Below are 14,943 nucleotides of genomic sequence, written 5' to 3'. Positions count from 1 at the left end.
CGGAACCACCCGGCCGGCCGGGGCGTGGACGAGGTGGGAGGAAGTGGCGTACGCCACATCCTTCCGCCGGGGGTGTGAGAGGTCCGCCACTGGTCTCCGTCGGGGACTCGCGTACTCTGACGTGTCACTCGCTTTTCGTTTGCGCGGGCCGGGGACCACCGCTCCTCTCCGGCCGAGTCGCGGGGGCGTCCCCCACCCCGTGAGCCCGCCGATCGCGAGGAAGCTTCTGGGAGGTACGTACATGTCCGGGACGACCACGGCCGCCGCTGCGCTGCGCCGTCGGGCGGCCGGGGCCGGTGCCAACCGCTGGGTGGTTCTCGTCGTCCTCTGCGTCAGCCTGCTGCTGGTCGCCGTCGACGCCACCGTGCTGCATGTGGCGGTCCCCGCCGTCACCGAGGACCTGAGGCCCGGCGGGATCGAGCTGCTCTGGATCGTCGACGTCTACCCACTGGTCTGCGCCTCGCTGCTGATCCTGTTCGGCACACTGGGCGACCGCATCGGCCGCCGAAGAGTCCTGCTCCTCGGGTACGCGCTGTTCGGCGTCGCCTCCGGGCTCGCGGCCCTGGCCGACAGCGCCCAGGTGCTGATCGTGGCGCGGGCGCTGCTCGGCGTGGGCGGCGCGATGATCATGCCCGCGACCCTCTCGATCCTGCGGCAGGTCTTCCCGGACCGGCGCGAGCGGGCGCTCGCGATCGGCATCTGGAGCGCCGTGGCCGCGGTCGGCGCGGCGGTCGGTCCGCTGCTCGGCGGCTTCCTGCTGGAGCACTTCTGGTGGGGCTCGGTGTTCCTCGTCAACATTCCGTTGATGCTGGTCAGCCTTCCGGTGGGACGACTGCTGCTGCCCGAGTCGAAGGGTGACGGCAGGGGTCCCTGGGACGTGGTCGGTGCGCTGATGGCGGCGGCCGGACTGTTCGGTGTCGTGCTGGGCGTGAAGCGGCTCGGCAGCGGGGAGTCGCTGGGCAGCCTGCTCACCGTGCCGTCGCTGGTGGTGGGCGCCGCACTGCTGGTCGCCTTCGTACGGCGGCAGCGGCGGCGGACGTATCCGCTGGTGGACCTCAAGATGTTCGCGCGGCCGGCGTTCAGCACGTCCGTCGGGTGCATCGTGCTGGCGATGCTCGCGCTGGTGGGGCTGGAACTGATCGCGGCGCAGTATCTGCAGCTGGTGCTCGGGCTGTCGCCGCTGGAGACCGGGCTGCGGCTGCTGCCGCTGACGTTCGCGGCCATGGCGGCCGGCCTGGCCGGGGCGCGGATGCTGCGGCGGTTCGGACCGCGGCGGATGGTGTGCGCCGGGTTCTGCCTCACGGCGTTCGCGGTGGTGCTGCTGACGGCGCTGGGCCGGACCGACAACTGTGCGCTGATGGTGAGCGGGTTCGTCCTGCTCGGCTTCGGGCTCGAGACGACGCTCTTCGGGGCGTACGAGTCGATGCTGAGCGAGGCGCCGCAGGAGCAGGCCGGTGGGGCGGCGGCGATCGGGGAGACGTCGTACCAGCTCGGGGCGGGCATCGGGATCGCGCTGCTCGGCACGGTGATGAACGCGGCGTACACGCCCAGGCTCTCGGGCGTGCCCGGGGTGCCGGCGTCGGCGTCCTCCTCGGCGGGGCATTCGCTGGGGGAGGCGTACGAGGTCGCCGCGCAGCTGGGCGGGTCCGCCGGTGCGGCGCTGCGGCATGCCGCCCGGGACGCGTTCGTGCACGGGCTGCATGTGACGTTGCTGGTGAGTGCGGGGTTGTTGCTGCTCGGCGCGGTGATGGCGTTGCGGTTGCCCCGGGCCATGCAGTGCGAGCCGGGTCCGGTGGAGCTGCCTGCCCCCCGGGACGCGGCGGAGTCACGCGTCTCGGTCTGACGCCCTGGTGTCGCCACCCACGCACCACCCGTGACTGCGCTGCTGTCGCCCACCCACGCACCACCCGTGACTGCCGACCGAGAGGCTGGGGTCGCCGTGGGGGCACCGCGCCGCCGGCGGCTTGTGGTGGGAGGGCTGCGGGGCGGGCCGTCTGCTTCGGACTGCCGGCTGGGGAGCCGGACTGGGCTGCGCGCGGGGGAGGTGGCCCGCGGTGTGGTGGTGGCCACTGGCGAGATCGGCTGCCAGTTGGCAGCTACGGGTGGTGCGTGGGAGGGCGGACGTCGTAGCGTCTTGGCTAGCGGTGCTAGTTAAAGAGTTTCGGAGGGTGTCGTCATGTCCGGTTCGTCCAAGCTGCCTTCCTTCGATCCCGCCGATCCCCTCGGCCTGGACGACCTTCTGGAGCCGGAGGACCTCGGGATCAGGGACACGGTGCGGGCGTGGGCCGCGGACCGGGTGCTGCCGTACGTCGCCGAGTGGTACGAGAAGGGGGAGCTGCCGGGGATCCGGGAGCTGGCCAAGGAACTCGGCGGTATCGGTGCCCTCGGGATGTCCCTGGACGGGTACGGCTGCGCCGGCGCGTCAGCCGTGCAGTACGGGCTCGCCTGCCTGGAGCTGGAGGCCGCCGACTCCGGCATCCGCTCCCTCGTCTCCGTGCAGGGCTCCCTCGCCATGTACGCGATCCACCGCTTCGGCAGCGAGGAGCAGAAGCGGCAGTGGCTGCCGCGTATGGCCGCCGGCGAGGTCATCGGCTGCTTCGGGCTCACCGAGCCCGACCACGGCTCCGACCCCGCCGCCATGCGGACGCACGCCAAGCGCGACGGCTCCGACTGGATCCTCAACGGCCGCAAGATGTGGATCACCAACGGGTCGGTCGCCGGCGTCGCCGTCGTGTGGGCGCAGACCGAGGACGGGATCCGCGGGTTCGCGGTGCCCACCGACAGCCATGGGTTCTCCGCTCCCGAGATCAAGCACAAGTGGTCCCTCAGGGCCTCCGTCACCAGCGAGCTCGTGCTCGACGACGTGCGGCTGCCCGCCGACGCCGTCCTTCCGGAGGTCACCGGCCTGCGCGGACCCCTGAGCTGTCTGTCCCACGCCCGGTACGGAATCGTCTGGGGCGCCATGGGCGCGGCCCGCAGCAGTTTCGAGACCGCGGTCGACTACGCGAAGTCGCGGGAGCAGTTCGGGCGGCCCATCGGCGGTTTCCAGCTCACCCAGGCCAAACTCGCCGACATGGCGGTCGAACTGCACAAGGGAATTCTGCTCGCCCATCATCTGGGGCGGCGGATGGACGCCGGCCGCCTGCGTCCCGAGCAGGTCAGCTTCGGCAAGCTCAACAACGTCCGGGAAGCGATCGAGATCTGCCGTACGGCCCGGACCATTCTCGGCGCCAACGGGATCTCGCTCGAATACCCCGTGATGCGGCACGCGACCAACCTCGAGTCGGTGCTCACCTACGAGGGCACCGTCGAGATGCACCAGCTCGTGCTGGGCAAGGCGCTCACCGGACTCGATGCCTTCCGGTAGGCCGGTCCCGTGATCCCCGCGCGGGGGCAGGGCCGGTGAGCGGCCCTGCCTCAGCTCTGGTTGAAGAAGCCGTCCCTGCGGTGCCCGGCCGGATCGCCGTTGACGATCTCCGTGTTCGCCGGGGTCAGCAGGAACACGCGCGTCGACACTCTCTCGATCGAACCGCGCAGGCCGAAGATCAGCCCCGCCGCGAAGTCGACCACGCGCTTGGCGTCGGAGGCCTCCATGGCCGTGAGGTTCATGATGACCGGCACGCCCTCGCGGAACAGCTCGCCGATGGCGCGGGCGTCCCGGAAGCTGTCCGGGGTCACCGTGCCGATGCGGCGGCCCTTCTCCTCGGCGACGTCCGAGGCCACCTTGACTCGCGGATCGGTGACCCAGGCTTCCCCGGGCTCGTTTCCGTCGGAGTAGTCGTCGTCGTAGTAACGCTCGTCTTCGTTGTCGTCGACGAGGCCAAGCCAGGCACTTGCCTTGCGTACCGATCCCATGGACGCCTCCTCTCACAGCGGTCTTTCTGCTTTCCGCATCCCTATGGTCGTCCATGATGCGGATGGCGCGCCAAGTGGATAGACGCCGCACGGGGGGTTTGTGACGGTACTGGTGCACAGCGATTCCGTCGAGAGTCCGTGTGTCCCAAGGGCCGTTTCCCAAACGGCTGCTGACTGTGAGTGAAATATGATTCTTCTCGGCGTACGGGTGACGGTCGGGGCGTACGGGTGAATGCGGGGCCGGTACGATGCCGCAGCTCAACGTCGTCATGGAGTTCGGGGGAGCGTCGTGTTCGGAATCGTCAGGCCTTGCAGACACCGGCTCGGGGAGAAGCTCACCAGTCAGTGGATGGCGCATTTGTGCGGGCTTTGCCTCGCACTGCGCGGAGATCACGGGCAGTTCGCCCGGATTGTCACGAACTATGACGGGCTGCTCGTCTCCGTTCTGACGGAGGCTCAGGCGAAGGCGGACGGCAGTGGCCGGCGTACGGCCGGGCCGTGCCCGCTGCGCGGCATGCGCACCGCCTCCGTCGCGCAGGGCGAGGGAGCCCGCCTCGCGGCGGCCGTGTCCCTGGTGCTGGCGTCGGCGAAGGTGCGCGACCACGTCACCGACGGTGACGGGATGTTGGCCCGCGAACCGGTGGCGCGTGCCGCGCGCCGGGTCGCCGTGAGTTGGGACACGGCCGGTGCGCGGACCGGCTCCGCTGTGGGATTCGACACCGCGCTCCTGGTCGACGCCGTGGACCGGCAGGCCGGGATCGAGGCGCTGGCCGGGCCCGGGACGCCGCTCCTGGCCATCACCGAACCGGCCGAGACCGCGACCGCCGCGGCCTTCGCGCACACCGCGGTCCTCGCCGGCCGGCCGGACAACGCCGGGCCGCTCGCCGAGGCCGGGCGTCTCTTCGGGCGGCTCGCGCATCTGCTGGACGCCGTGGAGGACCTGCACGCTGATGCCGCGTCAGGCGCCTGGAACCCGATCGCCGCGACCGGCACCCCCCTGATGGAGGTCCGGCGGCTCGCCGACGACGCGGTGCACGGCGTGCGGCTCGCGCTGCGCGACGCCGAGTTCACCGACGCGCAGCTCGTGCATCTGCTGCTCGTGCACGAACTGCGGCGCTCGGTCGACCGCGCGTTCGGCACGGTGCCGGTCTGCGCCTCCCACCAGGGCGGCGGACCCCACGGCCAGCCCGGACCTCATGGACAGCAGCCGCAGGGGCCTTACGGGCAGCAGCCGCAGGGGCCTTCCGGCTCCCCGCAGCACCCGTACGCGGGCGGTGGCGGGAATCCGTACGTCGGTGGGGGAGGGGCGTACGGCGGGGACGGGTTCGGCGGTGGGTTCGGTGGCGGTGGTTTCGGTGGGGGCGTTCCGGCGCCCCGGCCGCCCCGCCGGCGTGGGTTCTGGGCGGGCTGCGGGATGTTCTGGCTGCTGTGCTGCACCTGCAAGCTGTGCTGCGCCAAGGAGTACGAGGGGCCGTGGTCCCGAAAGAAGCGCGAGGGTGTCTGCCGGGACTGTGACTGCGACGGGTGCGACTGCTGCTGCCCCTGCGACGGCTGACCCGTCCGTGATCGCAGGCCCTACGATCGCCGGACCTGCGACGGCCGGATCTGCGACGGCCGGCCCTACGAGGGTCGGCCCGCCCCATGTGGCAGGGTCGTCCGTATGACGGCGGACGCTTCCGGGGACTGGCGCAGCGGTGGCACGGGCGACGCGCCGCGACGGTGTCGGCGCCGTACGGACCGCTCGCGCTCATCGGCACCCACTGGCTCGAGGACTATCCGGACGGTCGACTTCCGGACATCCCCGGGTCCTGGCGGGCGACGGCGACGCGGTGGTGCTGACCGCCACCGAGGCGGACGGACTCACCGTGGCCGGACAGCCCTTCGGTGGCGAGGTGCGGCTCGCGGCCGACCCGGGGCCCGCGAGCGCGGCCCGGGTGGCGTACGGGGAGCGGCGGCTGGTCGGGCTGGTGCGTGAGGGGGCGTGGGGTTGCGGGACTTCGACCCGGAATCCTCCGCACGCCGGGCGTTCGACGGTCTGCGCGTCACGCCGTACGACCAGCGCTGGGCGGTGACGGGGCGCTTCACCCCGGACGACACCGGCCGCACGGTCCGGGTGCCGAACGCCGACGGGCGGGAGCGCGGGCTCGGGCTCGGCGGGGAACCGGTCTTCGCACTGGAGGGGCGGGAGCTGAGCCTTCAGGTGTCGCTCCAGGGCGACGGCTCGCTGTGGGCCGTGTTCGCCGGCGCCACCAGCGGGAGCGGCAGTTACCGATTCCGGTTCCTGTACCCCGCCGCGCCGGACGCCGAGGGGCGTACGACGGTGACTTCAACCGCGTTGCTGCCGCCGTGCGCCTTCGCCGACCACTTCGTCTGCCCCTTCCCGCCGCCGGGGAACACGCTGGACGCCGAGGTCGCGGCGGGGGAGCGCACGCTGGCGTGACGGTGGGGCCGCGGTGCGGGAGCCGGCCAGGAGTCGCTTCGTAAAGAACCGTCAAAGGCCGAAGTCCGAAAGGCACTCTTGCGCCGACCGGCCGTTCGGCCGAATACTCCCCCTCAGCGCTTGTCAGGGGCACGGCATGTTCGGAATCCGGACGGCCGGCCTCAGGCTGCGCCTCACGGGCCCGAAACCCCACGAGGGCCCCCGACTTCCTTTGTGGAGGAACGAAAAGTGAGGATCAAGCGCACCACCCCTCGCAGTGGCATTTCGAGACGGACCCGGCTGATCGCCGTTTCCACCGGCCTCGTTGCCGCCGCAGCGATCGCGATCCCCAGCGCGAACGCGTCCGATGCCCCCACCACCTTCAGCGCCGCCGAGCTCAAGAGCGCCAGCGGCTCGCTGCTGAAGGCCGACATCCCGGGTACCGCCTGGGCCGTCGACAGCAAGACCAACCGCGTGCTCGTGACCGTGGACAGCACGGTCACGCAGGCCGAGATAGCGAAGATCAAGCAGCAGGCCGGCGGCAACGCCGACGCGCTCACGATCAAGCGCACCCCCGGCAAGTTCAACAAGCTCATCCAGGGCGGCGACGCCATCTATGCGAGTAGCTGGCGCTGCTCCCTCGGCTTCAACGTCCGTGCCAGCAACGGCACCGAGTACTTCCTGACCGCCGGTCACTGCACCGATGGCGCGGGCACCTGGTACTCCAACTCCGGCCGCACCACGGTCATCGGCTCCACCGCCGGCTCCAGCTTCCCGGGCAACGACTACGGCATCGTGCGCTACAGCGGGTCCGTCAGCCGTCCCGGTACCGCGAACGGCGTGGACATCACGCGTGCGGCCACCCCGAGCGTGGGCACCACCGTCATCCGCGACGGCTCCACGACCGGTACGCACAGCGGTCGTGTCACGGCCCTCAATGCCACCGTCAACTACGGCGGCGGAGACGTCGTGTCCGGCCTGATCCAGACCAACGTCTGCGCCGAGCCCGGTGACTCCGGCGGCTCGCTCTACGGCAGCAACGGCACGGCATACGGTCTGACCTCCGGCGGCAGCGGCAACTGCTCCTCCGGTGGCACGACGTTCTTCCAGCCCGTCACGGAGGCCCTGAGCGCCTACGGCGTCAGCGTCTACTAGGTCGTCCACCAGGCCCCGGCGGCAGTTCGCAGCACTTCACGGTTCATCGCCCCCGCACGCGACGCGTGCGGGGGCTTCGTGTTGTTCGCGGGGGTTTGGGTTTTGTGGGCGGCTCTTCTGACAGGCCGTCACGGGGGCGAATTTCAGCCACGTGTAGACCTCGCAGAGTGGGCACACATTACTCACGCGTAATGTTTGCAGTGTGAACGCGTGGGGGTTGGGTCCCTTTTGATCGCGGACGGTCAAAATGGCGGGGCGGGCGAAGCGCTGTCTACGCGCGTCTCGAACTCACCCTTGTGTGCTCCCCGTTGTCCTCGGAATAGTGGGCGCTCGTCAACGAAGCCTTCCGGCTCGTGAGGTCCCCACAACCTCTCGCGCCGACCCCCCACAGGAGGACAGAAGTTGAAGCACCGACGCATACCCAAGCGGCGTGCAGTCGTGGCAGGCGCGGGCATGGCCGCGCTGGTTGCCGCGGGAGTGACGTTCCAGACCGCGAACGCCAGTGAGACCCCTGAGGCGTCCGCACCCCGGACCCTGTCGGTCACGGCGGCCGGAAAGCTCGCCTCGACGCTGGCCGAGGACCTCGGTGGCGACGCGGCCGGGACGTACTACGACGCCAAGAGCAAGAGCCTCGTGGTGAACGTGCTCGACGAGGCCGCCGCCCAGGCCGTCGAGAAGGCCGGCGCCAAGGCGAGAGTCGTGGCGAACTCCCTCGCCGAGCTCAAGAGCGCCCGCAGCACGCTGAAGCAGGACGCGACGATCCCGGGCACCGCCTGGGTGACCGACCCGACGACGAACAAGGTCGTCGTGACCGCCGACCGCACGGTGTCCAAGGCCGAGTGGACGACGCTGACGAAGGTCGTGGACGGGCTCGGGGCGAAGGCCGAACTCAAGCGGTCGAAGGGGGAGTACAGGCCCTTCATCGCCGGTGGCGATGCGATCACCGGTGGCGGCGGGCGCTGCTCGCTGGGCTTCAACGTGGTCAAGGGCGGCGAGCCGTTCTTCCTGACCGCCGGGCACTGCACCGAGGGCATCTCCACGTGGTCGGACTCCAGCGGCAAGGAGATCGGCACCAACGCGGACTCCCGGTTCCCGGACAACGACTACGGGCTGGTCAAGTACACCGCGGAGGTTGCTCACCCGAGTGAGGTGAACCTCTACAACGGGTCCACCCAGAAGATCTCGGGCGCGGCGGACGCGACCGTCGGCATGGCGGTGACCCGGAGCGGGTCGACCACACAGGTGCACGAGGGCAAGGTCACGGGGCTGGACGCCACCGTGAACTACGGCAACGGCGACATCGTGAACGGGCTGATCCAGACCGACGTGTGCGCGGAGCCGGGTGACAGTGGCGGGTCGCTGTTCTCGGGCGACAAGGCGGTCGGGCTCACGTCCGGTGGCAGCGGTGACTGCACCTCGGGCGGGGAGACGTTCTTCCAGCCGGTGACCGAGGCGCTGTCGGCGACCGGGACGCAGATCGGCTGACGCTCGGAGTTTGTGGAAGCCCCGCTCCTTGTGAGGAGTGGGGCTTTCCGCTGTGTGGGGCGGGTTGTGGGGGTGCGTGTGCGTTTGGGTGGCGCCGGGTGGGGGGTGCGTGTGCGTTTCGGGTGGCGCCGGGTGGGGGTGCGCGCCTGCGCCTTGGTGTGGGGTGTGGGTCGGGGCCGTGCCGGGGGGTGTCCGTCCTCGGAACGGCGCGATGGGGTCGGACGCCGACTGACTGTTCGTTGACGAGCCAACCGCTGCGGGCGGGCACCCCCCGACACGGCCCCTTCTCGCCGTGCGCGTGCGCGGGTCGTCGCCGGCTGGGTTACGTCGGGTTTGCATGCTTTCGTACCGTGGCCGCCGCCAAGGTGATCGCTGTTCCCGCCACCGCCCACGCTGCCAGGACCAGGAGTGATGTCGTCATCGCGTTGTTGTCGAAGTAGGCGATGGAGCGCGTCGACCAGGTGCCGGCGCCCGGGGGGAGGGCCGGGCCGATCGCCTTCCAGAAGGGTGGGAGGAGGGGCGGGGGGAGGGCGCCGCCCGCGCTGGGGTTGCCGAGGATGACCACCAGCAGGATGACCAGGCCGATGCCGATCGTGCCGAAGACGCCCTGGAGGGCGAGGGTGGCCGCGCCCACGGCGAAGATGATCAGGGTGCCCAGGCCCCAGAGGGCCGCGGTGCTGCCCGGCAGGGCGTCCAGGATGGGGCCGGTGATGAGGGCTCCGCCGAGGCCGCCGGTGATCGCGACCAGGGTCATGACCGCCAGGCGGATCGCGGCGCGGGTGGGGTTGGAGGGTTTCGCCCCGGCGCTGATGGCCAGGGCCGCGGCGCCCAGGTAGCCGCCCACGCACCAGCCGATCACCAGGTAGAAGGACGAGAGTCCGTTGGGGTCGTGGGGCGCGGACGGGATCACGTCGATCGTCCGGATCGTGCGCCGCTCGGACTTCTCCAGGGTGGTGACGAGGGCTGTCAGCGTGGTGGAGAGGACCCTGCCGCCGCCGGAGGCGACCAGGAGGGTGTCGGTGCTGCCCCTGGGATCGATGATCAGGGCCGCGTCGATGTCGCGCTGGGTGAGCTGGGTCCGGGCCGTCGCCTCGTCGGGGAGGGCGCGGGGGTCCAGGGGGGAGCCGGGGAGGCGTTCGAGTCGGGTGATCGCCTGTGCGGCCGCGGCCTGGGGGGCGACGAGACCGAAGGGCACGTCCTTGGGCTTGGGGTCGTGCAGCGCTCCCACGTACGAGGCGATGAACAGCAGCTGGAGCGCGATCACACCGAAGATGAGCAGGGTGGCCCGCGGGGTGACGGCGTCTCTCACCTCGGCGGGGAACGAGCTGCGCGGCATGCCTCCACGGTCGGGGGATATGGGGTGTTTCCGCAGGTGGGGCGGGGCCGAACGGATGTCGCACATACATTCGAGGATGGGGGTATGGTGGGGGTGAGGTAGTTGGGAACAGATGTTCGAGAGCTGGTGTGGCTCACGAGTGCGGGAGGTGCGTGTGCCGGGGTTCACGCATCTGCACACCGTCTCCGGATTCTCGTTGCGCTATGGAGCCTCGCACCCGGAGCGGCTGGCCGAACGTGCCTCCGAGCGGGGCATGGACGCCCTGGCGCTGACCGACCGCGACACGCTCGCCGGTGCGGTCCGGTTCTCGAAGGCCTGCGGGAAGGCGGGGGTCCGGCCGCTGTTCGGGGTCGATCTGGCGGTTGCGGGTGCGGAGCCCAGGGTTGAGCGGCGGCGGCGGACCCCGGTGCGGGGTGGTGCCTTTGTCGATGAGTCGGCTCCCCGCGTGACCTTTCTCGCCCGGGACGGTGCCCGGGGGTGGGGGGAGCTGTGCCGGCTCGTCTCGGCTGCCCATGAAGGGGAGGGAGCGCCCCTGCTGCCCTGGGGGCGCAATCATGCCGAGGGGCTGACCGTGCTGCTCGGGCCCGCGTCGGATGTCGGGCGCGCCCTGGCCGCGGGGCGGCCCGACCGGGCGGCGCGGCTGCTCGCGCCCTGGCGGGACGTCTACGGCGACGACCTGCGGCTGGAGGCCGTCTGGCACGGCCGGGAGGGGACGGGGCCGGGGTCGCTGCGGCTGGCCGCCCGTACCGTCGGGTTCGCCGCCGAGCAGCGCATCCGGCCCGTGCTCACCAACGCGGTGCGGTACGCCGACCCGGGGCTCGGGCCGGTCGCCGACGTGCTGGACGCCGCCCGGCGGCTGGTGCCCATCGACCCGGCCAAGGGGCTGGACTCCGGCGCGGCCTGGCTCAAGGGTGCCGTGGACATGGTCGGTGTGGCGGAGCGGATCGTGGAGGCCGCGGGGTTCCGTCGGGAGACCGCTCACCGGCTGGTGGAGCAGACGGAGGCCACGGCCGCAGAGTGCCTGGTCGACCCCGAGGACGATCTCGGGATCGGCACCGTCCACTTTCCCGAGCCGCATCTGGTCGGCGCGGGGCGCCGCACCGCCCAGCGGACGCTGGCCTCACGGGCGGCGGCCGGGCTGGTGCTGCGCGGATACGACCGGCGGCGGGAGTACTGGGAGCGGATGCACCACGAGCTGGACATCATCGCCCACCACGGCTTCGCCTCCTACTTTCTGACCGTCTCCCAGGTGGTGGAGGACGTACGGACGATGGGCGTCCGGGTCGCCGCCCGCGGGTCCGGGGCCGGGTCGCTCGTCAACCATCTGCTCGGGATCGCGCACGCCGATCCGATCGAGCACCGGCTGCTGATGGAACGCTTCCTGTCGAAGGAACGGGTCGTGCTGCCCGACATCGACATCGACGTGGAGTCCGCGCGCCGGCTGGAGGTCTACCGCGCGATCATCGGCCGGTTCGGCACCGAACGGGTCGCGACGGTCGCGATGCCGGAGACGTATCGCGTGCGGCACGCGATACGTGATGTGGGGGCTGCTCTGTCGATGGATCCGGCCGAGATCGACCGTATCGCCAAGTCCTTTCCCCATATCCGGGCGCGGGACGCCCGTGCGGCGCTGGAGGAACTGCCCGAGCTGCGCGCGCTGGCCGGGGAGAAGGAGAAGTACGGGAGGCTGTGGGAGCTGGTCGAGGCGCTGGACGCCCTGCCGCGCGGGGTGGCCATGCATCCGTGCGGGGTGCTGCTGTCGGACGCCTCGCTGCTCGCGCGTACGCCGGTCATGCCGACCAGTGGCGAGGGCTTTCCGATGTCGCAGTTCGACAAGGACGACGTCGAGGACCTCGGGCTGCTGAAGCTCGATGTGCTGGGTGTGCGGATGCAGTCGGCCATGGCGCACGCGGTGGGGGAGGTGCAGCGGGTGTCGGGGGTGAGGGTCGACCTGGACGCCCTGCCGCCGGGAGACCCGGAGACGTACCGGTTGGTCCAGTCCGCCGAGACGCTCGGGTGCTTCCAGATCGAGTCGCCCGGTCAGCGGGATCTGGTCGGGCGGCTCCAGCCGGCCACGTTCCACGACCTCGTCGTCGACATCTCGCTGTTCCGGCCCGGGCCGGTCGCCGCCGACATGGTGCGGCCGTTCATCGAGGCACGGCACGGGCGGGCGCCGATCCGTTATCCGCACCCTGATCTGGAGGGGCCGCTGCGGGACACGTACGGGGTCGTCGTCTTCCACGAGCAGATCATCGACATCGTCGACATCATGACCGGCTGCGGGCGCGGCGAGGCGGACCGGGTGCGGCGCGGGCTGTCGGACGCCGAGTCGCAGGCGCGGATCAAGGTGTGGTTCGCGCAGCGTGCGGCGGCCCGGGGGTATGACGCGGAAACGATTCAGCGGACCTGGGAGATCGTCGAGGCCTTCGGTTCGTACGGCTTCTGCAAGGCGCACGCGGTCGCCTTCGCCGTGCCGACCTACCAGTCGGCATGGCTGAAAACGCATCACCCGGCCGCCTTCTACGCCGGGCTGCTGACGCATGACCCCGGGATGTACCCGAAGCGGCTGCTGCTGGCGGACGCGCGGCGGCGGGGGGTGCCGGTGCTGCCGCTGGACGTGAACGCATCGGGAGTCGCCCACCGTATCGAACTGGTGTCCGGTAAATGGGGGCTGAGATTGGCCCTCTCCGATGTCCACGGCATCAGCGAGGCCGAGGCGGCGCGGATCGCCGAGGGGCAGCCGTACGACTCGCTGGTCGACTTCTGGGAGCGGGGCCGGCCCAGCCGGCCGCTGGCCCGGCGGCTCGCGCAGGTGGGAGCGCTGGACGCGTTCGGCGCCAACCGCCGTGATCTGCAACTGCATCTGACCGAGCTGCACCGGGGCGCCCGGGGCGGGGGCGGTGGTCAGTTGCCGCTGGCCGGTGGGCGCAGGACCGCGCCGGCCGGGCTGCCCGACCTCACCTCCTCGGAGCGGCTCAGCGCTGAGCTGGGCGTGCTGTCCATGGACGCCTCGCGCAATCTGATGGACGACCACCGTGTCTTCCTCGACGAGTTGGGCGTCGTCTCGGCGCGGCGGCTGCGCGAGGCCCGGCACGGGGAGACCGTGCTGGTCGCGGGCGCCAAGGCGGCCACCCAGACGCCGCCGATCCGGTCCGGCAAGCGCGTCATCTTCTCCACCCTGGACGACGGCACGGGCCTGGTCGACCTCGCCTTCTTCGACGACTCCCACGACGCCTGCGCCCACACCGTCTTCCACTCCTGGCTGCTGCTGGTGCGCGGGGTGGTGCAGCGCCGCGGCCCGCGCAGCCTCAGCGTGGTGGGCGCCGCCGCCTGGAACCTCGCGGACCTGCTGGAAGTGCGCCGGGAGGAGGGGCTGGAGGGGGTCGCGGCCCGGCTGGCCGGGCCCGCCCCCGATTCCGGTGACGGTGGTTCCGGCGAGGAGGGTTCCGCCGGCGGCGGTTCCGGTGACGACGGCGAGGGAGCCGCGCGGCGGCGGCTCGCCGGGTCGGACGGTGCGCCCGCGCCAACGGGTTCCGCGGCCAAGGATCCGATGGAACAGCGGAAGATCCGCATGTCCACGGGGTACGAGATGCACCCCTGGGCCGATCTGCGTCCGGCGGGCGAAGGGCCCGCGAACACAAGGAAGTTGTGGCACCAGAGTCCGGGGAGTGCGGGATGACCATCCTCTGCGTACGTTTCCAGCTGCCTCCGACGAGCGAGGCGGATCTGCCCCGTCTGCTCGGGATGCTCGAGGAGTTCACCCCCGTCGTCCAGGCCCTGCCACCGGACGGGGCGCTGGCCGACCTGCGCGGTGCCGAGCGGTACTTCCGGCGGGACGCCGTCGAACTGGCCTCGGTGGTCCGGGTGCGATCGCTCGCGCTGCACGGCGTCGACTGCGTGATCGGGGCCGGGCCCGGGCCGATGCTGGCCCGGATGGCACTGCGCGACGCGGCCCCCGGGGTGACGCGTACGGTGCCCGACGAGCCGGAGGCCATCGCGGAGTTCCTCGCGGACCGACCCGTCGCCGCGCTGCCCGGCGTGGGCACCGCGACCGCCCGCACGCTGGGCGACTACGGCCTCGACACCCTCGGCCGGGTCGCCGCCGCGCCGCTGTCCACGCTGCAACGGCTGATCGGCGCGAAGCCCGGCCGTGAGCTGCGCGAGAAGGCGAACGGCGTCGACCGCGGCCGGGTCGTGCCGAACGCCGTCTCCCGGTCCCTCGCGGCGGAACGCCCCTTCGGACGCGACGAGCTGGACCCGGAGCGGCACCGCCGGGCGCTGCTGTCGGCCGCCGAGGAGATCGGCGCCCGGCTGCGCGCCCTGGAGAAGGTCTGCCGCACGCTCACCCTCACCGTGCGCTACGCCGACCGGTCCGCCACCACCCGCAGCCGCACTCTGACCGAACCGACCGCGCACTCCCCGGAGCTGACCAGGGCCGCGTACGGCATGTACGAGGTACTCGGGCTGCAGCGGGCCCGGGTGCGGGCCATCGCCCTGCGCGCCGAGGGGCTCGACCCCGCCGACCAGGCCTCCCACCAGCTGACCTTCGACCCGGTGGACGAGAAGGTCCGCCGTATCGAGGAGGTCGCGGACCAGGCGCGGGCGAAGTTCGGGCCGCGGGCGGTGATGCCCGGGGGACTAGGGGGGCGGGCGGCGTAGAGCCCTGCTCCTGAGGTCAGTTGGCCCAGGCGGC

At 71.6% G+C, this 14,943-nt stretch carries 9 protein-coding genes and 1 pseudogene; 8 read left to right on the top strand and 2 right to left on the bottom strand.

Annotated elements, in window-relative coordinates; translation table 11 throughout:
- Window positions 1–241 precede the first annotated feature (241 nt).
- Together HDC93_RS10790 and HDC93_RS10785 are read left to right on the top strand one after the other, a co-directional pair.
- Window positions 242–1,843 (top strand): MFS transporter, encoded by a 1,602-nt coding sequence (locus HDC93_RS10790; protein WP_185009548.1) that lies wholly within the window; start codon window positions 242–244, stop codon window positions 1,841–1,843.
- 333 nt (window positions 1,844–2,176) lie between these two features.
- Window positions 2,177–3,367, top strand: coding sequence for an acyl-CoA dehydrogenase family protein (locus HDC93_RS10785; protein WP_185009546.1), 1,191 nt, complete (start codon window positions 2,177–2,179; stop codon window positions 3,365–3,367).
- 50 nt (window positions 3,368–3,417) lie between these two features.
- Here HDC93_RS10785 and HDC93_RS10780 read toward each other — a convergent pair whose 3' ends face one another.
- Window positions 3,418–3,855 carry a cell division protein SepF gene (locus tag HDC93_RS10780; RefSeq protein ID WP_185009544.1) on the bottom strand — a complete coding sequence of 146 codons (438 nt, stop codon included), beginning with the start codon at window positions 3,853–3,855 and terminating at the stop codon, window positions 3,418–3,420.
- 289 nt (window positions 3,856–4,144) lie between these two features.
- On the opposite strand from HDC93_RS10780, the gene HDC93_RS10775 reads away from it, so the two are divergent.
- From HDC93_RS10775 to HDC93_RS10760, 4 genes and pseudogenes are all read left to right on the top strand, one after another.
- Window positions 4,145–5,410: a DUF5685 family protein gene (locus HDC93_RS10775; RefSeq protein ID WP_185009542.1), complete on the top strand. Its 1,266-nt coding sequence runs from the start codon at window positions 4,145–4,147 to the stop codon at window positions 5,408–5,410.
- A 105-nt stretch (window positions 5,411–5,515) separates the two neighbouring features.
- Window positions 5,516–6,295: pseudogene (locus HDC93_RS10770) on the top strand (DUF1684 domain-containing protein).
- Between the two features lie 228 nt (window positions 6,296–6,523).
- Entirely contained in the window at window positions 6,524–7,429 is a 906-nt protein-coding gene (locus HDC93_RS10765; protein ID WP_185009541.1) for an alpha-lytic protease prodomain-containing protein, read from the top strand.
- A 402-nt stretch (window positions 7,430–7,831) separates the two neighbouring features.
- Window positions 7,832–8,914: a S1 family peptidase gene (locus HDC93_RS10760; RefSeq protein ID WP_185009539.1), complete on the top strand. Its 1,083-nt coding sequence runs from the start codon at window positions 7,832–7,834 to the stop codon at window positions 8,912–8,914.
- Between the two features lie 322 nt (window positions 8,915–9,236).
- On the opposite strand, the gene HDC93_RS10755 is transcribed toward HDC93_RS10760, so the two are convergent.
- The gene (locus tag HDC93_RS10755) at window positions 9,237–10,250 is read right to left on the bottom strand and encodes a DUF3533 domain-containing protein (protein WP_185009537.1); all 1,014 of its coding nucleotides are present in this window, start codon (window positions 10,248–10,250) and stop codon (window positions 9,237–9,239) included.
- Between the two features lie 154 nt (window positions 10,251–10,404).
- Here HDC93_RS10755 and HDC93_RS10750 point away from each other — a divergent pair, with 154 nt between their 5' ends.
- On the top strand, window positions 10,405–13,929 hold the full coding sequence (locus tag HDC93_RS10750) for a DNA polymerase III subunit alpha (protein ID WP_185009535.1): 3,525 nt from the start codon (window positions 10,405–10,407) through the stop codon (window positions 13,927–13,929).
- Window positions 13,926–14,909, top strand: coding sequence for a DNA polymerase thumb domain-containing protein (locus HDC93_RS10745; protein WP_185009533.1), 984 nt, complete (start codon window positions 13,926–13,928; stop codon window positions 14,907–14,909). Before HDC93_RS10750 ends, HDC93_RS10745 begins: the two co-directional genes overlap by 4 nt.
- Window positions 14,910–14,943: the final 34 nt, after the last annotated feature.

The sequence above is a fragment of the Streptomyces sp. AK010 genome, assembly GCF_014207295.1.
Taxonomy (GTDB): Bacteria; Actinomycetota; Actinomycetes; order Streptomycetales; family Streptomycetaceae; genus Streptomyces; species Streptomyces massasporeus.
The sequence above is the reverse complement of the archived record's forward strand: the minus strand, read 5'-3'. Positions and strand labels throughout refer to the sequence as shown.